13 protein-coding genes are annotated in these 26,435 nt (G+C 62.3%); 5 read left to right on the top strand and 8 right to left on the bottom strand.

Annotated features, from left to right (window positions below; all coding sequences use genetic code 11):
- The first annotated feature begins 95 nt into the window (after positions 1-95).
- From IMCC21224_RS25320 to IMCC21224_RS28760, 3 genes are read left to right on the top strand one after another with little or no spacing between them, the layout of a single operon-like run.
- Positions 96-1,580, top strand: a complete 1,485-nt coding sequence (locus IMCC21224_RS25320) for a phosphomannomutase/phosphoglucomutase (RefSeq protein ID WP_047998317.1) — start codon at positions 96-98, stop codon at positions 1,578-1,580.
- 46 nt (positions 1,581-1,626) lie between these two features.
- Positions 1,627-2,958 (top strand): UDP-glucose/GDP-mannose dehydrogenase family protein, encoded by a 1,332-nt coding sequence (locus IMCC21224_RS25315; RefSeq protein ID WP_047998316.1) that lies wholly within the window; start codon positions 1,627-1,629, stop codon positions 2,956-2,958.
- A 38-nt stretch (positions 2,959-2,996) separates the two neighbouring features.
- Complete coding sequence (locus IMCC21224_RS28760; protein WP_231582233.1) at positions 2,997-6,212, top strand: glycosyl transferase family 1; 3,216 nt, start codon at positions 2,997-2,999, stop codon at positions 6,210-6,212.
- A gap of 158 nt (positions 6,213-6,370) precedes the next feature.
- Here the strand turns inward: IMCC21224_RS28760 and IMCC21224_RS25300 are convergent, their stop codons facing one another.
- A complete protein-coding gene (locus tag IMCC21224_RS25300) occupies positions 6,371-7,033 on the bottom strand; it encodes an ABC transporter ATP-binding protein (protein WP_047998315.1) in 663 nt (220 codons plus the stop codon).
- A 52-nt stretch (positions 7,034-7,085) separates the two neighbouring features.
- A complete protein-coding gene (locus tag IMCC21224_RS25295) occupies positions 7,086-8,450 on the bottom strand; it encodes a sugar transporter (protein ID WP_047998314.1) in 1,365 nt (454 codons plus the stop codon).
- Positions 8,451-8,520: 70 nt separating this feature from the next.
- Here IMCC21224_RS25295 and IMCC21224_RS25290 point away from each other — a divergent pair, with 70 nt between their 5' ends.
- Positions 8,521-9,354, top strand: a complete 834-nt coding sequence (locus IMCC21224_RS25290) for an ABC transporter permease (RefSeq protein ID WP_231582232.1) — start codon at positions 8,521-8,523, stop codon at positions 9,352-9,354.
- A 23-nt stretch (positions 9,355-9,377) separates the two neighbouring features.
- Here IMCC21224_RS25290 and IMCC21224_RS25285 read toward each other — a convergent pair whose 3' ends face one another.
- Complete coding sequence (locus tag IMCC21224_RS25285) at positions 9,378-10,418, bottom strand: hypothetical protein (protein WP_047998313.1); 1,041 nt, start codon at positions 10,416-10,418, stop codon at positions 9,378-9,380.
- 26 nt (positions 10,419-10,444) lie between these two features.
- Between IMCC21224_RS25285 and IMCC21224_RS25280 the strand changes: the two genes are divergently transcribed.
- Entirely contained in the window at positions 10,445-11,413 is a 969-nt protein-coding gene (locus IMCC21224_RS25280) for a sulfotransferase family 2 domain-containing protein (RefSeq protein WP_082135467.1), read from the top strand.
- Positions 11,414-11,423: 10 nt separating this feature from the next.
- On the opposite strand, the gene IMCC21224_RS28900 is transcribed toward IMCC21224_RS25280, so the two are convergent.
- The 5 genes from IMCC21224_RS28900 to IMCC21224_RS26830 form a co-directional block, all read right to left on the bottom strand.
- Positions 11,424-13,715 (bottom strand): calcium-binding protein, encoded by a 2,292-nt coding sequence (locus IMCC21224_RS28900; protein ID WP_156178434.1) that lies wholly within the window; start codon positions 13,713-13,715, stop codon positions 11,424-11,426.
- 165 nt (positions 13,716-13,880) lie between these two features.
- On the bottom strand, positions 13,881-17,276 hold the full coding sequence (locus IMCC21224_RS28375; protein ID WP_047998312.1) for a calcium-binding protein: 3,396 nt from the start codon (positions 17,274-17,276) through the stop codon (positions 13,881-13,883).
- A gap of 191 nt (positions 17,277-17,467) precedes the next feature.
- Positions 17,468-19,888 carry a calcium-binding protein gene (locus IMCC21224_RS28895; RefSeq protein ID WP_053079216.1) on the bottom strand — a complete coding sequence of 807 codons (2,421 nt, stop codon included), beginning with the start codon at positions 19,886-19,888 and terminating at the stop codon, positions 17,468-17,470.
- Between the two features lie 197 nt (positions 19,889-20,085).
- Positions 20,086-23,193 carry a choice-of-anchor L domain-containing protein gene (locus IMCC21224_RS25260; protein ID WP_053079215.1) on the bottom strand — a complete coding sequence of 1,036 codons (3,108 nt, stop codon included), beginning with the start codon at positions 23,191-23,193 and terminating at the stop codon, positions 20,086-20,088.
- Positions 23,194-23,489: 296 nt separating this feature from the next.
- Complete coding sequence (locus IMCC21224_RS26830; RefSeq protein WP_053079214.1) at positions 23,490-26,369, bottom strand: M10 family metallopeptidase; 2,880 nt, start codon at positions 26,367-26,369, stop codon at positions 23,490-23,492.
- Between the last annotated feature and the right edge of the window lie 66 nt (positions 26,370-26,435).

The raw sequence follows: 26,435 nt of genomic DNA, 5'->3' as shown, positions 1-26,435 counted from the left end.
GCAGGACCCCGCCCGAGCGGTTGATCCCCCTGCAAAAGCCCCTAACCCTGCGCGGAACAGGAATCCCCGCTCCACTCCAGATCCGGATACCCCGCATGACCAGACCCCTGCCCGAAGTCACCCCCAACACATGGTCCTTTCTGCGCGACGCGATGATCGCACCGACGGGGTTCCGCGAATACGACGCGCGCTGGCAATATCCCGAGGCCATCAACCTGCCCGGCATCACCGCGCTGGGTCTGGGGCTGGGTACGCAGATGATCCAGCGCGGCATCGACCCGGTCATTGCCGTGGGAAATGATTACCGCGACTATTCGCTGTCGATCAAGAATGCGCTGATCCTGGGCCTGATGCAGGCGGGCATCAACGTCAAGGATATCGGTCCCTGCCTGTCGCCGATGGCCTATTTCGCACAGTTCCATCTGGATGTACCGGCCGTGGCCATGGTCACCGCCTCGCACAATCCCAACGGCTGGACCGGCGTCAAGATGGGCTTTGACCGCCCGCTGACCCACGGCCCGGACGAGATGTCGGAACTGCGCGACATCGTGCTTGAGGGACGTGGGCAACCCCGCCCGGGCGGATCGTATGAATTTGTCGATGGTGTACGCGAGGCCTATCTGGATGATCTGGCCGGGGACTTCAAAATGTCCCGCAAGCTCAAGGTGGTCTGCGCCTGCGGCAACGGCACGGCGGGCGCCTTTGCCCCTGAATTGCTGCGTCGCATCGGCGTCGAAGTGGTCGAGAGCCATTGCACCCCCGACTACACCTTTCCCCACTACAACCCCAACCCCGAAGCGATGGAAATGCTGCACGACATGTCCGCCAGCGTGACAGCCTCGGGTGCCGATCTGGCGCTGGGGTTTGACGGCGACGGCGACCGCTGCGGTGTGGTCGATGACGAGGGCGAGGAAATCTTTGCCGACAAGGTTGGCGTGATCATGGCCCGCGACCTGAGCGCGATCTACCCGGGTGCCACCTTTGTGGCGGATGTGAAATCCACCGGGCTCTTTGCCTCTGACCCGGTCCTGAAGGCCAACGGCGTCACCGCCGATTATTGGAAGACCGGCCACAGCCACATGAAACGCCGGGTGCGTGATCTGGGCGCGCTGGCGGGTTTTGAAAAATCCGGCCACTACTTTCTGGCCGAGCCGATCGGGCGCGGCTACGACTGCGGCATGCGCGTCGCGGTCGAGATCTGCAAGCTGATGGACCGTAACCCCGACGCCTCGATGTCGGACCTGCGCCGTGCCCTGCCGCGCACCTGGTCGATGCCGACCCTGTCGCCCTATGCCTCGGATACCGAAAAATACGACATCCTGGACCGCATTGTGGCGCGTCTGAAACCGCTCGCCGAATTTGCAGGCGTGCCGGTCAAAGAGGTGGTCACGGTCAACGGTGCCCGGGTGATCCTGGAAAATGGCTCCTGGACGCTGGTGCGGGCCTCTTCCAACACACCCAACCTTGTGGTCGTCTGCGAAAGCAGCCAGAGCGAAGAAGAGCTGCGCGCACTCTTTGCCGCCACCGATGCGGTGATCCGCGAGGAACCCGGCGTCGGCGCCTATGACCAGACGTTCTAAGGCCCGAAAACCCGCCGCAGACCAATAGCAACGAAAGAGCACGGCCATGAAAATTGCAATGATCGGTACCGGGTATGTGGGCCTTGTCTCGGGGGTCTGTTTTTCGGACTTTGGTCACGAAGTGATCTGCGTCGACAAGGATCCGCGCAAGATCGAGATGCTGGAAAACGGCAAGGTGCCGATCTTTGAGCCGGGTCTCGACACGCTGATGGCCAAGAACGTTGAGGCCGGGCGGCTGAGCTTTACGCTCGACCTCAAGAGCGCCATCGACGGCGCCGATGCGGTATTCATCGCCGTGGGCACGCCGACGCGGCGCGGTGACGGCCATGCGGATCTGACCTATGTCATGGCCGCCGCCGAGGAAATCGCCCGCGCATCAGACCACTATATCGTCATCGTCACCAAATCGACCGTCCCCGTGGGCACCAACCGCAAGGTGCAGGCCGTCGTTGCCGCCGCCAACCCGGATCTGGATTTCGACGTCGCCAGCAACCCCGAATTCCTGCGCGAAGGCGCGGCGATTGACGACTTCATGAAGCCCGACCGCGTGGTTGTCGGCGTGCAGACCGACCGCGCCGCCGCCGTCATGTCCGACATCTACCGCCCGCTTTATCTGCGCGATTTCCCGATTGTCACCACCGATCTGGAATCGGCCGAGATGATCAAATACGCCGCCAACGCGTTTCTTGCGACCAAGATCACCTTTATCAACGAAATTGCCGCCCTGTGCGAAAAGGTCGGCGCGGATATCAAACAGGTCTCGCGTGGGATGGGCATGGACGGGCGCATCGGCAACAAGTTCCTGCACGCCGGCCCCGGCTATGGCGGGTCGTGCTTTCCCAAGGACACCAAGGCGCTGGCCCGCATCGGTCAGGAACATGCCGTGCCGATGCAGATCACCGAGGCCGTGATCAAGGTCAACGAGGAGGTCAAGCGCCGGATGATCGACAAGCTGCGCGATCTCTGCGACGGCTCGTTCAACGGCAAGACGGTCGCGATACTGGGTGTGACCTTTAAACCCAACACCGACGATATGCGCGACGCCCCCAGCCTGACCATCGTGCCCGCCCTGGTGGGCGGCGGTGCAAAGGTCCGCGTGACCGATCCGCAGGGCCATCACGAGGGCGAGGCGCTGTTGCCCGGCGTCATCTGGGAAACCGATCCCTATACTGCGGCAACTGGTGCCGACCTGCTGGTGATCCTGACCGAATGGAACGAATTCCGCGCGCTGGATCTGAAACGCGTCGCGGCCTCCATGGCCACGCCGCACATGGCCGATCTGCGCAATATCTATTCCGTCAATGACGCCAGCGAGGCGGGTTTTGCGGCCTACGAAAGCATCGGCCGGACCGGCCATCCCGCAGGAGATACCGCATGACAGTGGTGCACGGGGCGACCAGGGACGCGCAGTAACCGATGTCGCACAAGACTGTACCTTCATCTGACGCGCTTGCGGATATGGCGCCGACCGTCTTTGTTGTTCTGGCCGTGTTCCGGCCCGATCCTGCGCATCTGGCGGCGCAGATTGCCTCGATTACCGGGCAGTCCGGTGTTGCCCTGCGGCTGATCGCGGTCATCGCCGATACCCACTCCGAAGATCTGATGACCCAGACCGCCCAAGAGGCCGGGATCGCCGTACATCTGGTGCCCAGCGACGTTGAACTGGACGCGGTGCGCGCCTTTGAGGCCGGGCTGGCCGAAGTGCTGCGGCTGATCGACGCCGAGGGGCTGGACGATGACACCTGCCTGATCGCCCTGTCGGATCAGGACGACATCTGGCACCCGGACCGGCTGGCGCGCGGGGTGGCGGTGCTGCAATCGAGCAAGGCCCAGATGGTGCACAGCGACGCACGGCTGGTGGCTGGCGACGGCACCACGCAACTCCAGCCATCGATGTTCCGGTTCGAGCGGCGGCACCGCAATCCGGGGCTGCGCGGGCTGCTTTATCGCAACAACATCACCGGCATGACGCTGCTGGCGCGGGCGCGGGTCGCGCGCATCGCGGTGCCGTTCCCGGCGCAGTCGGGCGTGCATTACTATCACGACCTCTGGCTTGGCCTGATTGCTGCCGCCACCGGCGGGGTCGCACTGATCAAGGCGCCGCTGGTCGATTACCGCCAGCACGGCGCGAACGCTATCGGCGCTGTAGACCGGCAGGCCGGCTATCTGCGCAATGGCAAGAACACGGGCCGCTGCCTGCCCGATGCCATGTGGGTTCGACGCGAGGCGGCGGGCTATGCCCTGGCCCGGTTCCTGGCGCATTCGGCACAAAACCGCATGGTCGAGGCGGTGGATGACGGACGCCTGCCCCCAGATCAGGCCCGAACCGCGCCGCTGCGCCCGTTCCTGCGCCGGATGCGCGGCTGGGGCAGCCATCTGGGCGATTGTATCAAACTGGCGCTGACCGGGCATATGACGCTGGCGCGGATCGCCTTTGGCTTTATGGTTGTCAGCGCCGGGCGCAACGTCTGGACCTTGCGCGAGGCGCTGGGACCGGGGCTCAACGCCGCGATCGACGCCTTTGACACACGGCTTTATTCGATGTCGCCCGGTGTGCGGCCGCGCCCGCCGCAGATTGCCACCCGCGAAAAGATCAAGCCGCACAACCACGAAGGCCAGATCGACATCCGCAAGGTGCGCCGCTGGGAACCCGGGTTCGACGCCCCCGGCCCTGCACTGACCATCTTGGTCCCGACGCTGAACCCCTCCGAGATTTTTGCCGGCATCAACACAGCACTCGATATCGGGCTGGGACTGGCGGCGCGCGGGCACCACGTGCGGTTCATCGCCACCGACCTGCCGATCTCGTCCCCCGGCACCAGCCGTGCCTTTCTGCTGCACCGTCTGAGCAAAGCAGGTGCCGAGAGCGGTGCCCAGGGTCGCGTATCGCTGCATTGCGGCGTCAAGGACGGCACCGTCCCCGCCCACAAAGACGATCTGTTTCTGGCCACCGCCTGGTGGAGCGCGCATCTGGCCGACGGGCTGATCCGCGACTTTGGCTATACTCAGACCCGGTTCTGGTATCTGATTCAGGATTTTGAGCCGAATTTCTACGCCTGGGGCGTGGAATATGCCGACGCCATGGCCAGCTATCATTTTGACTTTGAGCCGGTGTTCAACACCGCCCTGCTGCGCGACTATTTCGCCGAACGCGGCTTTGACTTTGCCACGCCGGACGCGCTGGCCTTTCACCCCTCGATCAACGTCGAACGCTATGCCAGCGGGGCGCGCCCCGATCGCACAGGGCCGCGCAGACTGGCGCTTTATGGCCGTCCCGAAGTGCCACGCAACATGTACGGCACCGCAGTCGAGGCGCTGGCGATGTTTGTGCGTGAACACAACCTTGGCCCCGACGATATCGAACTGGTCTCAGTCGGGTTGCCACATGCGCCGCTGAAGATGCCGAACGGGCTGCTGCTGGACTCGCAGGGCAAGCTGCCGATGGAGGATTACCCCCCCTTCCTGCTGAACACCGATCTGGGTCTGTCGCTGATGTATTCGCCGCATCCCAGCCATCCGCCGATTGAAATGGCCGCCTCGGGCGTGCGGGTGGTGACCAACAGCTTTGGCCCCAAGGATCTGAGCCGCCTCAGCCCCGCGATCCTGTCAGCGCCACCGACAGCACCGGATATCGCCGCTGCGCTGTCGCAGGCTTGGACCGCCGCCCCCGTCACCGCGCAGGAACGCCAGATCGACCTGACCGAACTGGGCCTGCCGCCCGAGGTGATGATTGACCGGCTGGCACGGCGGCTGACCCGCAGATTAGACCCGCAAGGCGCGGGCCAGCGCCGCATCCTCCTGCACATCGGGTCCCCCAAGTGCGGATCGACCTATCTGCAACGGGTGATGCAGCAAAACCGCGACACCCTTGAGGGCGCGGGCATCCGTTATCCTTATGACGGTGACGACCATCCCGGCAATGCCCCGGACCTAAGCGTCTTTGACGCCGCCCGGCTTGAGGCGCTTTTTGCCGGGGACATCCATACAGTGATGCTGAGCCACGAGGATCTGTATTCCAAGGCCCGCACCGGGCTGGAACTGTCCAAGGCCGCCCAAGCCGCCGGGATCGACGTGCAGGTGGTGGCCTTTCTGCGACCGTTCAGCGACTTCTTCTACAGCGATTATTCGCAATTCATGAAGCAACATTTCGAGAGCTTTCTTGAAACCCGCAAACCCTATGGCGGCAAGGATTTTCACGCCTTTGCCACCCGCCGGACGGAATCGCTGCGCCCGGCGGTGTTCCTGACCAACTGGCAGAAACTGTTCCCCGCCACACCCGTGGTCCTCGCGCCGCACAGTCAGATCCGCCCGGTCATGACCGGGTTACTGCAGCGGCCCGGCACGCCGCTGCCCGATCTGAACTGGACAGTCCCGCATCACCACGCCAACCCGTCGCTGCGGGTCGAGGATTGTGACCGCATTGCCGCCGCCATGCAGGACCCCGCCATACCACCCGAACAAATTCGCGAAATGTTCCGCGCCGCCTTTCACCACGCAGGTGATACGGATTCAGGCCGCACCGAGACTCGCACCGCGCGGATCGAACGCCATTATGCGCCGCAGAACCAGGCCCTGCTCGAAACCTTCGGCTACGACAACCGCCTGCCGGAACAGGTCGCCTGCACCGTATAAAAAACCGAGATATTTACCGAAGGAGCCAGGGCCAAAGCCCTAGTTTGTGTCCGTTTGAGGCGTCGCAACGACGTCAGCAGGTTAGCGATAAGTAAGCCACGACAGACCTTGCATGGACAAACGACCCAAGGTTTCGGCGCATTCATGGCGCGCCCCCCTCAGCGCACCTTCATCAGCTCTGTATGATGCTCGATCGCGCCGTCGAGGTCGGTGCCATAGTAATGCAGGATGCCCTCTTCGAGCACCGAGGCGTGTTTGCACAGGCGTTTGACCTGTCCCAGGGCGTGGGTCACCATCACGGCGGCGCTGTTTTTCATGCGGGCGGCAAACAGGGCCTCGCTCTTGTGCCGAAACGACGCGTCGCCCACCGCCGTCACCTCGTCCACCAGATAGGTATCGAACGGGATCCCCATCGACACGCCAAAAGCCAGCCGCGATTTCATTCCCGAGGAATAGGTCCGCACCGGCAGGTTGAAATGCTGGCCCAGCTCGGCAAAGTCGGCGACAAATTCCACCAGCGCGTCGGAATCCACGCCATAGACCCGCGCAATAAAGCGGGTGTTCTGCAAGCCGGTCAGATCCGGATGAAAACTGCCTGCAAACCCCACCGGCCATGAGATCGTGCCAGTGCGGATGATTTCGCCGCTGTCAGGCTCCATCGCTCCCGACAGCATGCGCAGCAGACTGGATTTTCCTGCGCCGTTGCGTCCCAGCACCGCCACGGCGGTCCTGGTTGGAAAGATGACGTTGAGGTTGTCGGCGACCACCTTGCGGCGGCCGTCCATCACATACGTCTTGTTGACGTTGCGCAACTCGATCATCTGCCCAAATCCGTTTTGTGACCCGCCGCCGTTGCCGTTACCATGGCTGTCCTCACCGCCGGTCGCGCAGCGAATAATAGATCATCGCGCCAACGCACCAGGTCAGGAACAGGATGCCGCCGATAATCAGCAGCAGCTCGATCCGGCGCGGATATTCCGGGGTTTCAGCCAAAGTCGGGTCGATATAACTGGCCAGATAGCGCAACTGCCGCTGTGCTTCGGCCACCGCGGCATCCCGTGCGGCCAGCGACGACAAAAAGCTTTTTTCAGCGAACTCACGGTCCACTTCCAGCGACTCGTATTCCTCTAGCAGGGTGGAATAGGCCGACTCGCTTGTGCCATCCCCGACCGCTTCTCCGGGCGCGGGTCCGCTGGCACCGCCAAACTGGCTGCGCTCGGCGGTGATCTGCTTGCGGATCGCCTCGATGCGGCCATCCAGTTGCGTCACCCGCGGATCACTGGCGCTGGTGGCGCTGTCCAGCAGGGTCTGACGCGACACCAGCGCCTCGGCAAGCTGGCTTTGCAAGGCGTTGACCACACCCATCTGGCCCTGGATGTCGGCCTGCGGGTCGATGATGCCAGTGCGGTTGCGAAACGCCGTGGTGGCCTGGCGCGTCGCCTTGAGCCGCTCCTGGGCGCGCTCCAGCTCTTCTTCGGCATAGCGGGTGGCGTCAGAGCGCGCGATGGTCGAGAGCTGGTTGATCATCGCGCTGCTGGTGGCAAAGATCGCCCGCGCGATCTTTTGTGCATTGACCGGGTCAAAGGCCACAACCCGCACCTCGATCAGCCCGCTGGAACGGTCGTAGAACACCTTGACCATGCGCTGCCAGTACTCGGCCAGCGCCTCGATCCGCGTGTCATCCCCAAGACCGAAATACGGATCCTCAGGCGCGCTGTAGATCGCGGCAAGATCCAGTTCGGCGTTGATAGCGCGAACCATCTGCTGGCTCTGGATGAATTCGAACAGAATATCGGTATCGGAGGAGCTGGACCCCGACAGTTGGGTGATGCCGCCCAGCAGCTCGATCGCCGAGCCGATTTCCTCGGTGCGTACCGAAAAACCGACATGGCTGGCATATTGATCTTTGGCCACCGTGTAGAGATACCAGCCGACCCCGGCCATCGGTGCCAGCACCCAGATCACAAAGACCAGCAGCAACATCCAGTGCCGTTTGCGCGGGGTCGCATAGGGTGCGGGTGGCGGCAGACTTGCCGGTTTCGCAGCAGTCGGAGCGGGCGGGGCAGGTTTGGCGGCCGCCGGCTGGGCAGGCTTGCCTGCGGCGGGTTTGGCCGCTGCCGCTCCGGGTTGCGCGGGCGCGGGACCCGGCTTGGGCGCAGGTGCCGCGGCCTTCTCGGCGGGTGATGTCGTCGAAGCAGCGCCCGGGGCGGCCTGCTGAACCTGCTTTGCGTCTTCCAACTCAGAACTCTCCGACACTACCACGCAGATGGGTCTGCGTTAGGGCTGTCCTAGCAAACCGGAAGGCGCTATGCCAGTCATCGTGATGACCGACCTGAGTGCCCCCCCCCCCTTGCCCAACCGCGCGGCCCGCCCGCCGCGGCATTTCGTGACGTTGCGGGTGATCGTCGCCCTGATGCTGCGCGAGATGTCCACCACCTACGGGCGGTCGTTCATGGGGTATCTCTGGGCCATCCTCGAACCAGTGGCCGGGATCGCATTGATGAGCTTTTTGTTCGCCTTTGGATTCCGCTCTCCCAGCATTGGTACCAATTTTGCGCTGTTCTTTGCCTCGGGCATCCTGCCGTTCAGTGCCTATATGGACCTGCATGGCAAGGTGTCGGTGGCAGTGCGGTTTTCCAAGCCGCTGCTGTTCTATCCCGGTGTGACTTTTGTCGATGCGCTGATCGCGCGGGTGCTGCTGAACGTGATTACCCAGATCCTGATTTCCACAATCCTGTTCGCCGGGATCATCCAGGCCTTTGACCTTAATGTGATTCTGAACTTGCCCAGTATCGCCCTAGGCTATGCCATGGCGTTCAGTCTGGCGATATCAATCGGCACGCTGAACTGCTATCTGCTGTCGGTTTATCCGCTGTGGGAACGATCCTGGGCGATCCTGAACCGGCCGCTGTTCCTGATCTCGTGCATTTTCTTCACGTTTGACACCGTACCACAGCCCTATCAGGACTGGCTGTGGTGGAACCCGCTGGTGCATGTGGTGGGTCAGACCCGCGCGGGGATCTATGCCACCTATGACGCGTCTTATGTGTCACCGCTGTTTGTGTTTACGGTGTCGGGGGCGGTTCTGGCGCTTGGCCTGATGCTGCTGCGCCGCTATCACCGCGACATTATCAATATGTGATCCCTGCGCCGCGACAGCTCTGCTCAGCTGCGGCGCGGCAGGCTGCGCGACACCCGGCGCAAACCGCTTTGCAGAAGGTCGCGGTAGCGCGACGGCGCCTCGGTTGCCAACAGGTACTGCGCCAGCAGATCGCCCGCCTCCTGGGCCAGATCCACTTCGCTGGCGGCATCCTCCTGCACCACATCTTCAAAGGGCGCCTGCCCGCCCAGAAAATCCTGCGCCAGAGCGGCATTGATCCGTGCATGGATGCGCACCAGCCGGGCCCGCTTGCGATGCGGCAGCAGAAAGCGGCGCTGCGGCACCTCGATCACGCCGGGCGCGGTGTCGAAAAATTCATGAATCCGGACAGTCGCCGCCTCAAGCGACAACCCCCGATGCAGCCACGCCCGTTTCAGAAACCGCGCCGGTTCGATCAGCCCAGTGGGCGGGCTGACATTGCTTGAGGTCACCGTGATCGGCCCCGCCGCCAGCGCTGTGGCGCCCACATGGATCAGGAAGCGGCGCACCGCAGCATCCTCGGGTCGGCCGGGCACCAGCGGCTCGACGATAATCGCGGATTCATCAATGTAGCGGGCCCAGGTCTTGAGCGCCCAGGTATAGTTCAGCACCTTTTTCTCAGCGCGGAAGTCCATCAGCGTCTGGATATCGTCCAGCCAGGGGCCGCCGCCCTTGATATGCTGTTTATAGTCGGATTCGATCCACAGATCCTGACGCCGCATGTAGCAGATAATCCGCACATCAAAGCCACGGCTGCGGATGCTCTGGATCAGACGCTGCCCCAGCAGACTGCGCCCCAGACCGATGAACAGCTCGCTCGACAGGATGACATCGCCGTCACCGTCCAGAAGATGATCCAGCAACACCTCGACCCGGTCAAATTTTTCGCCGTACAGCGCGGCCACCAACAGGGCACAATTGCCCTGATCCGTTGTCGTGTCGTCGGGGTGAAAACCGTAATGCAGCCCCGCCGTGCGCAGGGCGTCGGTGTTGTCCTTCAGATAATCCTGGATGGTGGTCGTGGCGCATTTCGGCATGCCGATATGCAAGAAAACCGTTCTGCTCATGCGTTTGTGCGCCCCTTGATGCCCGGATGGTGTCGCATCCCCCTGCGCCACAGGCAAGCCACAAACACCCCGCATCTGCCGTGCCATCGCTGGCCAAGGCCCGCCCGCGGCCCTATGCTGGACGCGCAGAAACGGGCAAGCGGAAACAAACGGGCATGGGCTGGCGCGGCTATATCGACGACACACGCAAAACCGTGTTCTTCTGGTCGCAAAAGGCGGCCTGCACCACGCTGTTCAACATCCTGGCCGAGAACATCCCCGAACGCCCGGAACAGAAGAAGTTCTTTCACACTCAAAGTCAGCCGCACCAAATCTGTCTGGCGGCAATCCGGCAGCGCGGCTATCGATCGGTCATTCTGGTGCGCCATCCGGCAACCCGGGTGATCAGCGCCTATTTCAACAAATTCTGTCTCTATAACGGCAAAAAACTGCGGGTCCGCGCCGATCTAGAGGTGTTTGCCCAGGCGCTGCACGATAGTTTCTGCGATCTGCACGGGGCGCAGACGCAGAACAATATAATGAGCTTTGAACAGTTCCTCGACACAGTGGCGCACCTGCACGCCACCCGACCGCAGCCGCGCCAGCCGATCAACGGCCATTGGGATACGCAGATCCCGCCCTTTATGGTCGGAATGCCGGGGTTCCGGTATGACCACATCCTGCATCTGGAAAACTTTGACTCAGAGATGACCGCGCTGGCGGCTGAGTTGGATCTGCAATTCCAGCCCCGCACGATGAACCGCACCAAAGTCACCGAGCGCGGGCACAAGGGGTATCTGGGTCAGGTCGAGGCACGCCATGTGGCGGATCACGCCTTTGGCTACCGTAACTTCATCCGCCCGCAGACCCTGCACCGGATCCGCAGGATCTATGGCGGCGATTTTGACACCTTTGGCTATCCGACCGCGCCGGAGGGGTTACGCCCAACCCTGCGCGACCGGATGCAGGCGCTGCTCAGTCAGTCTCTGGTGCCCCCTCCAAAGCGGGCCGGATAGGCCTGCCCCCTTAGAAAAAGCTGAAGTCCTCAAGCCCCAGATCCGCAGCGGCAACCCCCAGAACAGTGATTGTCTGGCCATCATAACTCATGCTGACCCCCGCCTGCCCGTCCAGCGTGACGTCGGTGATCCCCAGCGCGTCGACCCGCCCCTGAAGGCCGGACCCCGGCTCTCCGGTTACGCCGGACATGCGGAACATGTCGCTGCCATCCTCGAAATCGGTGATCAGGTCGGCTTCGCCAGCCGCAAAGGCGTTGAACACAAAGACGTCCGCGCCGCTGCCGCCCGACATGGTATCGTTGCCAGCACCGCCGTTGATCGTATCATCGCCAGTGCCGCCCATGATGTCATCGTCACGACCACCCCCAGCAAGGAAATCGTCGCCGCTGCCGCCGTCGATGGTATCATTCCCCTCACCGCCGCCAGCGCTGTCATTGCCGGCACCGCCCTCGATCACATCCTGGCCAGCACCGCCGCCCATGTCGTCATTGCCATCACCGCCCGTCACGGTGTCATTGCCAAAGGACGCGCCCATCACATCATTGCCGGCACCGCCATCCAGGACATCATTCCCCGCGCCGCCGTTGACCGTATCGTCGCCGGCACCGCCCGACATCACGTCATCGCCCTGACCACCGCCCATGCGGTCATCATCCGCGCCGCCGTCCATCGTATCATCCCCAAGACCGCCGCCCATCTGGTCGTCGCCCGCGCCGCCCAGCAGACTGTCATCGCCGCTTGACGCGGCCATGTTGTCGTCGCCGTCACCGCCCAGCAACGTGTCATTGCCATCGCCGCCCAGCAGACCGTCATCGCCAGCACCGCCCTCTAGCCGGTCATTGCCGTCACCGCCCTCAAGCCGGTCATCGCCGCCCAGCCCCAGCAGGGTGTCGCTGCCATCGGTCCCGATCAGCGTATCGTTGCCGCCAGTGCCCGAGGATGAGGTCAGGTTTAGGCTGTAGGTGCCGCTGAAATTCGACCCAACGGCAACGTAATAAAGCCCGCCCTCATTGGCCAGAAAGGTGATGTCGTTCGAGGATGTATTTGTGTCTACGTCGCGCAGCAGATTGCGGTCACCGTCATAGATTCGCATATCGGTGCGCCCGATGGCACCGGGGCCGCCGTCACCCGCCATCGTGACGGTATAAATCGCCCCGGCCTCGAGCGTCATGCGGAACACGTCGATATCCGTCTCGTAATCCAGTTCGCTGACGACGGGGGCTGTGGTGCTCAGCTCGACCGTGGCGCTGCCAAAGGTGTTGGACACTTCCTCGATATAACCAATCTTGTAGTCGCCGGTGGGGCTACCCACTGGATTGGCATCCAAATAATAGGTTCCCGCGACGGTGGGCGTGTAGATAATCGACGCCACCGTTTGGTTGTTGTTTCCCGAATCATCCAGGAAAGCGCCCGCGCCATCAAAAAGATTCAGGAAGTTGTTATTCAGGCTGCTAACCCCGCCATCACCAGCCATCTGGAACAAGTAACTGACCCCGGTATTCAGGCTGATTTCGAAAAAATCCCGGTCAGAGTCGTAGTCAATGCTGCTCTCGACCAGTTGACCGTTTGCAAGGGTCGAATCCGTGGCCAAGGAATTTGAAATTTCTTCAATCATTTCAATTTTGTATGCGCCAGTGGGACTGCCTACGGGGTTCGCATCAATGAAATACGTCTGCGTCTCTGACGGCGAAACATCCAGAATCGCTGTCTGGCTGTTATTGTTTCCGGAATTTTTCAAATAGGCGCCTGCGTCATCAAAAAGATTAAGGAAGTTGCTGTTCAGGCTGCCAACCCCGCCTGCGCCGCTCATCCGAAAAAAGTAGCCCGACCCCACCTCAAGCTCGACCTCGAAAAAATCACGGTCCCCATCGTAGTCAATCTGGCTGAATATCGTTTCCCCGCCCCCCAGCATCACGTTGGTGGTCAACCCGTTGGCAATCTCCTGGATCAGTTCCAGCTGATAGCTTCCGGTGGGGCTGCCTACGGGGTTCGCATCAATGAAATACGTTTGCGTCTCTGACGGCGTCACGTCCAGAATTGCTGTCTGGCTGTTATTGTTTCCGGAATTTTTCAAATAGGCGCCTGCGTCGTTGAACAGGTTCAGGAAATTACTGTTCAGGCTGCCTGCCCCGCCTGCGCCACTCATCCGGAAGAAATAGCCAAAACCGAGATCCAGATCGGCACGCAGAAAATCGCGGTCTTCGCTGGGCGAGATATCCCCCAGAAACCTGTCGCCCGGTGAAATTATGTATTGCGTGCCCAGACTGCCCAGAGCGTCGGTGGTTTCCTGAATATCTGCCATTTCAATATACCTTCCAAAAGATTCGCGCTTCAACGCCTCCAGAAAGGAATAGGCCGCGATCCAAGTCAATTGATCGTTTTATGAATTGGCGCAAAATACCGGTCCACAATAGGACGCACGATTGTTTTGCCCGGCCGGACATGCCTGACGGCCGGGCAAAGTTCTTCAGAGGAAGGTGAAGTCCTCGACCCCGAGAGCGGCGGCGCTGACGCCGGTGAGCAGGATCTCGTGACCCGCGTAGGTCATGCTGACCCCGGCTTCGCCTTCGATGGTGACATCGGTGATGTTCAACGCATCAACCCGGCCCTGAAGCCCGGTGCCCGGTGCGTTCATAATCCCGGTCATGCGGAAACTGTCGCTGCCATCCTCGAAATTCAGGATCCGGTCGACTTCGCCGCTGACAAAATCGTTGAACACAAAGACATCCGATCCCGTGCCACCATCGAGTGTATCATTCCCCGCGCCGCCATTGATCGTGTCATTGCCGGTGCCACCCAGCACCACGTCGTTGCGCCCGCCGCCAGCAAGAAAGTCGTTGCCCGCGCCGCCATCCACGCTGTCGTTGCCCTCACCCGCGCCGATGGCGTCATCGCCGCCTTCGCCCAGCAGGGTGTCGCGGCCCGTACCGCCACCCAGGCTGTCGTCGCCGCCACGGCCCTCGACCCGGTCATTGCCAAAGCTGGCCCCCATGGTGTCGTCGCCTTCGCCGCCGATCAGCGTGTCGTTACCGGGGCCGCCGTTGACCACGTCATTGCCGGTGCCGCCATCGGCATCGTCATCACCCTGACCCGCGCCGATGACGTCATTGCCCGATCCGCCAAGGATGGTGTCATTGCCGGTGCCACCGCCGATACTGTCGTTGCCCGCACCGCCATCAACCACATCATCGCCATCCGAGGCCGAGATGTTGTCGTTGCCACCTGCGCCGTTCAGCGTGTCATTGCCAGCGCCCCCCGCCACCGTGTCGTTGTTGGCGGTGCCGGTCAGCGTGTCGTCACCATCGGTGCCGGGGACCAGTTCGCCGGGGGCATCGTTGCTTTCTTCCTCTTCCTCGAACAGGTCTGCCGCAGCCACCGTGCCGTCGTTGAATTCAAAGAACTCCACAGCCACAAAGATATCCGTACCCTGCGAAGAGACGATGCGGATCGACCCGTCAGTCTGTTCGGTCGCGGTGGCGTCGGTGCGGTTCACCGCCAGCACTGCGGTATCCGTGCCAAACCCGGCATCAACGGTGTCATTGCCCAGACCACCAGTGATGGTGTCGTCGCCCGCATCCGTGGTCAGGCGGTTGTTGTCGGCATTCCCGGTCACCAGCGCCGAGACCAGGCCGACCAGCTGGTAATTTTCGATCGACACCAGCGTGTCGACATTCTGGTCGGCAAACTCCAGACCGTATTGTTCGCCCGTGGTCAGGTTGGCGACAAGCGTATAAGCGTCGGCGGCCGTGCCCGTAACATCGGTGAACAGCGTATCGACCCCGGCCCCGCCGTCAAAGACATCGGTGCCGCCCTCGTTCACGAAGAAATCGTTGCCGGCCCCGCCGGTCAGGCTGTCGTTGCCTGCGCCGTCGTTCAGGTAATCATCGCCCGCGCCGCCGACAATCGTGTCATTGCCAGCCTCGCCATAGAACCGCACGCCACCGGCAACGCCGCCCGCCGCCATGCTGTCGGCAAAGGCCGAGCCGCGGATCTGGTCGATCCCGCTAAAGCGGTCGGTAAAGCCTTGGGTGTCGATCACCGTGCCGGCCCCCATGTTGGCCGTGATGCCGCTGCCATTGCCGCCATAGTATTCGGCCTCGTAGCTGTAGTTCAGCTCGTCAAAGCCACCGCCGCCATGGACCGTGTCGGCCCCGCCCAGCGGCGCATAGCCTTCGTAATGATCCGCGTCAGAGCCGGTGATCAGGTCGCCGTCGCCGGAGCCTTCGAAATAATTGGCATAGGTGAAGGTGTCGTTCACAGCGCCTGCCGTCCCGCTGACAGCGGTGCCGGTGCCGTTGGCCCCAACAACAATGGTAAGCCCGCCAATGCCCGACAGCGGGCCATAGCTGATGTCGAGTCCGGCATCGTTTGCATAAAGTGCGGCATGGCCGAGGATGGTGTCGCTGCCCAGACCGGGGCGGATGTAGTCACCATACCCCTGTGTCGCGGCATCCCCGCCCGAAGCGTCGAGCAGGTCATTGCCATCCCCGCCATCAAGCCGGTCGCGCCCGTCGCCGCCAATCAGCGTATCGTTGCCTGAATCCCCCTCAAGCCGGTCATCGCCACCGCGCCCGACGAGGCTGTCGTTGCCGCCCTCGCCTTCGAACCGTTCGTCCGCGCCGGTTCCCAGGATCACGTCGTTGCCGTAGCGCGAGCCACGGATATATTCGATGCTGGTCAGCGTATCGGTAAAGCCAAAGCCGTCCCAGGTGCCGGTGGCGGTGCCTGCGACAAGATCGACCGTAACCGCATCCACTCCGCTGCGGTCATAGCGCACGCGGTCGAACCCGCCGCCGCCGTCCACGGTGTCGTTGCCCCGTTCGGTGATAAAGCTTTCGTCGCGGTCGCTGCCGGTCAGACGGTCGGCAAAATCGGTGGCGCGGATTTCCAGCCGGGCAGGGCCGCTGACGTTGATCTGGTCGGTAAAGCCCAGCCCGTCATTGCTGACCACGCCGGTGGCGAGGTTCATCACCAGACCCTGATTGGCCCCGTTGACCCCATCCCAGTTAAAAAACAGCCGCATGCTCTCGTTCAGGGTCAGGTTGTAGACGTCGCGCCCCGCACCGCCACCAATCGTGATCCAGGTGCCAAGGGCTGTGGTGATGTTGAACGCGTCATTGCCCCGCGATCCGACAATCCCCAGACCGCCATCCGGCGCGGTCAGGGCCGCTGCCGCATTCTGGTAAGTGTCGGTAAAGCCCGCCCCCACAACGCTGACGCTGCCCGCGCCGGTATCTGCGGTCACGGTAAGCGGCCCCGCCACGCGATCATATTCGATCTCGTAATAGCTGTTGCTGTCGGCCCCGCCGAAGACAATCGTGTCATTGCCCTGGGTGCCGTGGATCCGGTCATAGCCGTCATTGGCGCCGGGGTTGATCGTGTCGGCGTTGTTGCCGCCGATCAGCTCATCGTCGCCCCCTGTCCCGGTCAGGATCACCGACGTGGTCAGGAATTGCGAAAAATATTCGAAATCGTCCATCTCGAACGGATCGGTCGCACCACTGGCGTCGATGATGATATTCCCCGATGACGACATCAGCGCGCCCAGCGGGGCAAAATTATCGTCCTCGGTTGCCGCGACAGCGGCTTGTTCAAATGCAACCAGAGACCAGGCGATGTTGCTAAAGGTGGCAAGGGTGTTCGTGCCTTCGCGGATGGTCATGCTGGTGATCGTGCCACCGGCGGGTTCGCCGTTCTGAAGCGCAAAACCCGTCCCGGTCAGGGTCGTCAGCACCCCGGTATCCGGATTGCGCACCACGATTTCCGTACTGGACGCGCTGATGACATCAAGGTCCCCATCACCGGGCTGAAAAAATCCATCCGAAAGGAAATCGCTATTGGTGCCAAAATAGGTGATATTCATAATCATTTCCTCCAAAACTGCATTTGACCGCCCCGATATAACGGGGGAGTTTTACAGGTGCATGAATTCATATCGCGACTTCGGTCGCAAGGAAAAAATCCCTGAAATGCCCGTCGCAGGGCGCACCTCTGAACCCGCCGCTGAGCAGGCCCGGTGTCTAAGGTTCGGGGTGTGACGCGGCAACCGGGGCGTCAGACAAAGACAAAATCACCGGTCCCGAGATCAGCCGCAGCCACGCCCACAACCCCGATCACATGCCCCTCCCAGGTCAGTGTCACCCCGGCCTGGCCGTCGATCAGTGCATCAGTAATCATCAGCGCATCGACCCGGCCCTGAAGCCCGGTTCCGGGGGCGTTCTGCACCCCGGTCATGCGGAAACTGTCTAATCCGGCGGTGAAATCGGTGATCAAATCATATTCTCCGGCCACAAAGGCGTTGAACACAAACACATCCGCGCCGCCACCGCCCGTCAGCGTGTCATCCCCAGCCCCACCGTTCAGCGTGTCGCGACCAGTGCCGCCGTTGATATCGTCGTTGCGCCCGCCACCGGCCAGGAAATCACGACCATCGCCGCCGGTGATGCGGTCATCGCCTTCGCCACCGCCGATGCTGTCGTTCCCGGTGCCACCGTCCAGCGTGTCGCGCCCCGCGCCGCCACCCAGACTGTCACCCCCCGCACCGCCCCGGACAAAATCGTTGCCAAAGCTGGCGCCCATGGTGTCGTTGCCCGCCCCGCCATCCAACGTGTCGTTGCCAGCGCCGCCGTTGACGATGTCATCGCCTTCGCCACCGGCTGCACTGTCATCGCCCTGACCGGCACCGATGGTGTCATTGCCCGCCCCGCCGTCCAGTGTGTCGCTCCCGGTGCCACCACCGATCTGGTCGTCACCGCCGCCGCCGTCGATCCTGTCGTTGCCATCCGAACCCGAGAGGTTGTCGTGCCCCTCGTGCCCCTCCAGCCTGTCATCACCTGCGCCCCCGGCGAGAGTGTCATCGCTGCTGGTGCCCTCCAGCCAGTCCGCCCGGTCAGTGCCGATCCGCAGCACACCGGGCCGCCCCGGGCCACCGATCGGCAGATCGCCATAGGCCAGCAGCGCATCGGTGAACTGGAACCGCTCGATATCATCGGAATAAACGTCGCTGCCCATAGCCGAGACGATCTGCACCGATGCCCCCCGGATCGTGATCACCACATCCGCCAGCATCACACCAAGGATCGCGGTATCAGTTCCACCGCCGCCGATCAGGCTGTCATCCCCCAGACCACCGGTCAGGGTGTCATCGCCGCCTTCGCCATAAAGAGTGTCGCCCCCGGCGCCACCGGTCAGGCTGTCCCCCCGCGCCGAGCCATAGATACCTTCGACATTGATCAGGGTGTGAACAAAGGCCTGACCAGCCCAGGTGCCTGTGGCGGTGCCCAGCCCCAGATCGACAGTCACCGCGCCTGCTGCGGGATCATCGTAGTGCACCCAATCGCGCCCCGCCCCGCCGTCCAGCGTGTCATCGCCTGCCATCAGCGTGTAAAACTGCTCGGCCGGGCCATGGCCAGTGATGTCGTCGGCCTGCATGGTGGCGATCAGATGCGTGACACGGCCAGTCAGAATGTCAGAAAAGCCAAAGCCGTCATTGGCGATGATACCGCTGCCCAGATCAGCGACAATGCCGCTGGTGCTGCGTGGGTCGCTGTAATCCAGCCCGACGCTGGCGCTGCCGGTTGTCGGCAGGTGAAAGGTGTCGTTGCCCTCAAGCCCGACCACGGTGATGCTGCCCGCAAAGCTATTTGTCGCAGTGATCACATCATCGCTGAAGGTGCCGCCAATCAGCAGGTTCATCGGCCGGATATCCGCCACGGTGGTGATGCCGTTGACACCCTTGTCGATGATGCCGTTGGTCCCCGGCCCGCCGATGTTGACGCTGATCCCGGCATCCAGATCGTAATGCAGCAAGGCGATGTCCAGGCTACCGGTTCCAGGCAGCGCAATGGTGTCATTCCCCGGCCCCGCCAGCAGGCTGTCGGAGCCCATCCCGCTGTGGGCCCAACTGCCCGGATTCAACAGATCGTCACCATCGAGGGCTGTGATCAGGTCCGCGCCCGCCGCCCCTGACAGCGTGTCGTTGCCGGTGCTGCCAACGATGATATCGTTCTGCGTCAGTCGCACCCCCGGCAGGCCACCCAGAGCGATTTCGGCTCCGGCGGCAAAACCGCCCGAGGTCACGTCACGCACCGCGGTGATGCTGGCCAGAAAGGTGGCAAAGCCCGCCGCGTCAGCCACGCCGATCGGATCCCCCCCCAGCGGCACCAGATAACGGCCCAGATCCGGCCCCAGATCAATCTGATAGGCGACGCTGGTCTGCCCCGCCCCCCAGTTGAGTGTGACCACACTGTCGCTGCGTGTGCTCTCAGGGATCACCGCCCCGCCCAGCAACAGGGTATACAACCCCGCGCCCGCCAGCGTCACCGGCGTCGCCATCCCCGTCCCCTGCGGGTCGGCGTAGCTATAGGTCACGCTGTTGACCGCAGGCGCCATCACAATCGCCAGCTCAGAAAAGGCGAAATCCTGCACCCCCGTCACAGGGCGATAGAAATAAGCATCAAGCGTGTAGGTGGTCATGGCAATCCTCGGCCTGCATTGGTTCGAAAAGTGGCGGGGGTCAAAAGGGACGGAGGTTCGAAAAAGGGCGTGACCGATACAAGGGTCATAAGCCGCCCTAAGCAATCAGGGCAGCAACCTCTGTTTCAGCTCGCAACAGCCCCCTGAGAAAGGCCGACGGAGCCCCCCAGACGGCCCCGGGGAATTACCCCCAGTACTCAGCCAAACAGGAAGTCGTCCGCGTCAAGCTGCGCCATGGTCACGCCTGCGATCATGATGGTGTGGCCCGCAATAGTCATGGTGACACCGGCGCCCTCGTAAATCTCGGTATTCTCGAAACTCAGGGCGGAAAAGCTCTGCACACCGACCAGGCGGATCAGGTCCTCGCCGATGGTGAAATCGTCGATCGTGTCAACCTCGCCCACCCGCAGCCCGTTAAAGATAAAGAGATCCTCTCCGGCACCGCCTGCAAGCGTGTCGTTCCCGGTGCCGCCGTTGATTGTGTCCGCGTCGTGGCCGCCGACAATCAGGTCATTCCGCCCGCCGCCTGCCAGGAAATTCGACCCTGCAACACCGTAAATCACATCGTCGCCTTCACCGCCGCCAACAATATCGTTGCCCTCGCCGGCATGGATCGTGTCACGCCCGGCACCACCCCCAAGAGAATCGTCGCCCGAACCGCCATACACCTCGTCATGGCCAAAACTGCCGCCGACAGTGTCGTCACCGGACATGCCGTCCAGCAGATCATTGCCCGCACCACCGTTGACGATATCGTTGCCCGATCCCGCCAGCACAGAGTCGTCACCATCGCCACCGCCGATCGTATCAGTCCCCGCACCGCCATAGATCAGGTCATCACCGGTGCCGCCACCAAGGGCATCATTGCCATCGCCACCGTCGACCAGATCGTTGCCCGGACCACCGCCAAGCTGATCCTCGCCAAAGTCACCCTCGATATCGTCATTGCCTGCGCCACCGCCCAGCCGGTCGTCACCCTCACCGCCGTCGATCACGTCATCACCGCCGCCGCCCTGGATCAGGTCACCGCCAGAGCCACCGCGCAGGGTCTCGTCATCCGCACCACCGGTCAATACAACCGGCGGATCCGGCAGGGTGCCGACAGTCACCACCTCAACCGTGTTGCCGACCTGCGTGACGACAAATTCGGCCACGCTGAAATTGCCGTACAGCGTTGTCACCGCCTCGGCCACACCGTCCCCGTTGGTGTCAACCGTCAGCACCGCAGTGGTCGCATTGGCCACAACGCTGAACGCCGAAACATCAAAGCTTTCGCGATAGATCAGCAGATCGTTGTCGCCCCAGCCATAGATCACGTCATTGTCGACCTCGTCGAGATCGCCGGTGATCGTGTCACGCCCGCCCGCCAGATCGACGATTTGCGGCGCAATGTTGAGGTACAGGATATCATCCTCGTCCGTGCCAAAGACATTGACGAAACTGCCGGTGGCCTGGATCTCGGACCCGGCGAGGTTGCCGACAAAGATACCGGAATCGTAGGCGCTGTCCCCGGTGTCCGCGATGCCGATCACCACGGTGTTGGTGCCATCCTGCACCGGCGCCAACACCGTCAGCAGGGTCGAAAATCCGTCATATTCGGTGTCGAATGTGTCACCGCCATTGGAAAAGAAGTTGCCGGCGGTGTTGATGCTTTCGCCGACGATGGCCAGCGGCTGGCCGGGGTCGTTGTTGAACAGCGCATAGTTCACGCCGTTCACATAGACCGCCGCGATATCCACAAAAGAGCTGTCGGCAAATTCCGGAAATTCGTCCGAACCAAAGAACACGTTGAAGCTGAGCGTGGTCAACCCGTCCAGTTCGCTGGAGTCAAAGGTAAACGTCAGCACAGCGGCGTCGTTGGTGCCGCCCGCATCGTCAAAGGCCCCTGCCACAGCCGCGTCCAGCAGAGCGTTGCCAGCCGTGCCATGGTTCACGGTAAAGCTGCCCGAGGTGTTTTCCGAACCGGGGCCACCGCCAGAGGACAGGAATACGCCGTTTTCGATCCCGACCGAGATCGTGCCATCGGTGATCACATGGCCATCCGGCAGCAGGCCGATCGCCTCGGGGGCACCGACATAATCAATGCTGCTGAGCGTGACGCCTCCACCGGCGAACAGCACCTCCCCAATCGCCGGATCGCTGCGGCTGGAAATGGCATCACCAACCGGCGAGCGGACGCCGGTCAGCGTCTCACCCGGGTCACCGCCGTCGACGGTGTCGGTGCCGCCATCGGTGATGGTATCCTCGGGCTCGGGAGAGGCAAGTTGCGCCAGTTCGGTGCTACTTAGGGTCACATCGGAAAAGATATACGTCTCGATCCCGGCAAAGCTGTCGTCGCCATCATCCGAAACAATGCGGAACCCGCTATCGGTGCTGTAAATCGTCGTGTCGAGCAGGCTGGCCGACACTGTTGTGGTGTCGCTGCCCGCCCCGCCGATGATCACATCGTTGCCCAGCCCGCCGGACAGGTTGTCCGAGCCGCTGCCGCCAGTGAGCGTATCCGCCAGATCCGACCCCTGCACCGCCTCGATCCCGGAAAATTCCGACACGTCTGACTCCACGGTGACACGTCCAGATCCGACCCCGTCAAAGACCAGCGACATGCCGCTGCCCAGCGATGCCCCGCTCAGCGTATCCGACCCGGTGCCACCGACCAGAGTGTCGGCCCCTGAACCAAGCAGTAGGGTGTCGTTTTCACCCTCGCCCTGCAACAGGTCATTGCCCGCGCCGCCCGACAGCGTATCGTTGCCCAGACCACCCGAAAAAATCTCGTTGCCGGCAGCGCCGGTCATCACATCGCCCAGCAACGTGCCCACCACCGCCTCGATCCCGAAGAACCGGCTGGTGCCATCATAGTCGACACTGCCCTCACCCACCCCGGTATAAGTCACCGTGATTCCGCTGGTATCCAGGATATCCAGCGACACGGCGCTGGCATCCAGCGTGTCGATTGAACTGTCGGACGCCGCATCCTCCAGCAGGTATCCGGCCAGAGTATCGCTGCCGGCGCTGATCAGCAGGGTGTCCGACCCGTCGCCGCCGAACAGCCCATCATTGCCGTCACCACCATCCAGCGTGTCATTGCCCGCGCCGCCCAGCAGAATATCATTCGCGCTAAGCCCCAGCAGCAGATCGTTGCCGCCATTGCCAAACATCAGGTCGACATCCGATGACCCGTTCAGCGTATCATTGCCATCCGTGCCGTTGACCACCTGCTGCTGCCGCACCAGCGCGGCCGGGTCTGCGGGTTTGGCATCGGGCTGGGTTTCGGCATCGGGGATCATCCCCTTTTGAATCATCGACATGCTGCTCTCTTTTCTCAACCGTCCGGCAGAAATCTTGCCGGGACACTTCCCTCACCCCTGCTGTGACACAAGAGTGTGTTTTTTTGTTGCGGAAATCGTAGGGAGAGTAGGGCCCGGCTGTCAAACGCCAAAGCGCCGGGCCGGAACGAAAGCGGCAGAGCGATTCCCCCCGGCCACAGCGCGTGGCTCACGTGCGTACCGCCAACCCAGTGCATCCCGCACAACATGCCAACGCCGCCCAGCCATTCTGTCAGTGCCTGTTTCGCCGCGAAATCCCGCGGCGTGAGGGCCCGCCCTCAGACAAAGATAAAATCCGAACTGTCCAGCTGCGCCGCCGTCACCCCCTCAAGCACGATGACATGACCGCCATAGGCCAGCTGCACGCCATTGTCGGTCCCAGTGATTTCCAGCGCATCGACATACCCGCCGAGCCCCGAGCCCGGCGCGTTCTGCACACCGCTCAGCCGGATCGTGTCAATGCCGTTCTGAAAATCGGTGACCACGTCGCGTTCCCCGACCACCAGCGCGTTAAAGATAAACAGATCGGCGCCCGCATCCCCCGACAACGTGTCATTCCCGGCGCCACCATTGATCCGGTCAGCACCGGTGCCGCCCTCAATCACGTCGTCGCGCCCACCGCCTGCCAGGAAATCGTCACCGCTGCCGCCCAGCACGGTATCGTCCCCCTCACCAGCGCCAATCGCATCGTCGCCCGCGCCGCCGTCCAGATAATCCCGGCCGGTGCCACCGCCGAGGGAATCGTCCCCATTTTCACCAAAAACCGTATCGTTGTTAAAACCGGCGCCGATGGTATCATCCCCGTCACCGCCCCGGATCAGATCGTCACCCGCACCGCCGTTGACAATATCATGGCCAGCGCCGCCCGTGGCCTGATCGTCACCCTGCCCGGCGCCGATGGTGTCGTTGTCATCGCCGCCGTCGATCACATCGCTGCCGGTTCCGCCGCCGATGGCGTCACGCCCCGATCCGCCGGATACAGTGTCGTTTCCGTCCGATCCGGCCAGATTATCGTCACCGCCAAGGCCGTTGATCACGTCATCGCCGCCCTGCCCCGCCAGCGTATCGGGTCCGTTGGTCCCGGTCAGCGTATCCGCCCCGGACGTCCCTTGTTGCAGGATGCCACCACCGCCCTCGGGGTTCAGCAACGCCTCGGCGCTGACCCTGCTGTCGGCAAAGACAAAAACCTCGACTCCGGTATAATCGTCGGTGCCCAGGGCCGACACGATGCGCACGCCGCCGCCCGCCAGCGCCGTGGCGGTCACACTGGCCCGGGTCACCCCCAGCGTCACGGTATCCGAGCCTGCACCGCCCTGACTGGTATCATCGCCCGCTCCTTCGACAAAGATGTCATCCCCTTCGCCCCCGTCGACAAGATCATTGCCAGCACCACCGGTCAGATGGTCGCTACCGCCACCGCCGCGCAGCGTGTCATCACCGGCAAGCCCGTCAATTATATCCCCGCCATCGGTTCCGGTCAGGTCGTCGTCCCCCGCCGTGGGCACGCCGGCCAGGCCCAAAAGCGCAGTTGCGCTGACGGTGCCGTCGGTGAACTCAAAAAACTCGATATTGCTGTAGCTGTCTGTGCCCTGCCCCGACACCACCTCGATCGACGTGCCTTGCTGCGTTGCGGTCGCACTGGCCCACGCCACGTTCATCACTGCGGTATCAGTCCCTGTACCGCCGTTGATCGTGTCATTGCCCGTACCGCCAGTGATCCGGTTGTCGGCGCTGTTGCCGATGATGTTGTCCGCCCCCGAGCCGCCGATCACATCCTCGATCACCGTGCCGCGGGCCACCGACAGACCACCCACGACGCCGCCCACGTTCGAGACGGATTGCGCCCGCAGGTCGATACGCTGCGCCACGTTCACCGGGCTCAGATCCAGCGTATCGATGCCGTCAGTGTCAAACAGCGTCAGCGCCACATCCGCCCCGGCATAAAACCCCGATCCGGCGCTGTCGCCGTCAAACAGGATACCCATAAGCGTGCCCATCCAGCCGCCGACGTTCGAATTTGCGCCCCAGACGGTGTTCCCCTGATAGGCTTGGGTCACGCCATACAGATCCTTCACCGCCACCAGATCGGCCAGCATCGGTGTTAGTATCGCCAGATCGCCGCCTGCCACGGTCGGATTGTCCTCGGGGCTGAAATAGCTCATCACCGACAGCAATGTGCTGTCGTTGCGATACAGGTTGTCGTCGCCGTAAACCGCCACACCATCATAGGGTCCGGCATGTCCCAGACCCAGCGCATGACCTATTTCGTGCAGATAGGTCTGATAGGAATAGCTGTCGATTGTGGTGCCGTTCTGGCTCAGCCACGCCGTGCTGACATTGACCGACGCGGCGGGCAATCTGTTGGCAAAATCGGGCGTGCTTATTCCGGTGTCAGTATCGTTGTTGTTCGGTCCGGCAAAGGCGCCGCTCTGATTGTCATCAAAATAGATGTCAGGCGTCAGACTGGTGGTGGCAATAAATTCCAGCCCGGTGGCGATCTCCCAGGCTTCCAGGGCCCAAAGGGCCAGTTGCTTGCCTGCAGAGGTGAGATTGCTGAAATTATAGCTGACCTGTTCCCCGGATGTCGCGTCCAGCCGGATCGGGGCCGAGGCCCCCCAGTCAATCTGTGTGATATAGGTGGCAACCTGATCCACGCTAAAGACATCGGTGCTGGTCTGAAGGTGGTAATTGCCCGCCTCGGTGCTGCTGAATGACTGCACCTCAAGGTAGTAGGTGCCGCTGGTCGACGCGGTGTATTCGATGGCGGAAAAGTAATTTCCCAGGCTCGATGCCAGATCATCATTGGTGGCAAGCTGCCCACCAGTACTGCTGCGCAGGGTCAGCAGTGTATCGTCCAGCCCCAGCGTGGCGCCATCGACCCCGAAGGCGACAAAAACATACTCTTCGCCCGCCTCAAGACTGATTTCGACCCAATCACGGTCACTGGCGGTGTTAAGTGATCCCGCGAACGTCTCTCCGACAGCGACAACATAGGCGGTATTGGTGCCCCCGGCAGCATCGGCCCCCTCGCTCAGATCCGCCTTTGAGACGGCATGCGCCACCAACCCTGACCCCTCAGAGCCAGCCAGGCCGGGCAGCGGTTTGTCAGTGGCAGCGCGCAGCATCACCTGATCAAGAGAAGTACAAAGAACACACATTATGGGGACGCCTGCCTTGGATGATATCGGATCAAGTCCTACCCGGAATAGGCTGCGCTGACCACA

The sequence above is a fragment of the Puniceibacterium sp. IMCC21224 genome, assembly GCF_001038505.1.
Lineage (GTDB): Bacteria > Pseudomonadota > Alphaproteobacteria > Rhodobacterales > Rhodobacteraceae > Puniceibacterium.
Note: the sequence above shows the minus strand (reverse complement) of the source record. Positions and strands in the feature narration are given on the sequence as shown.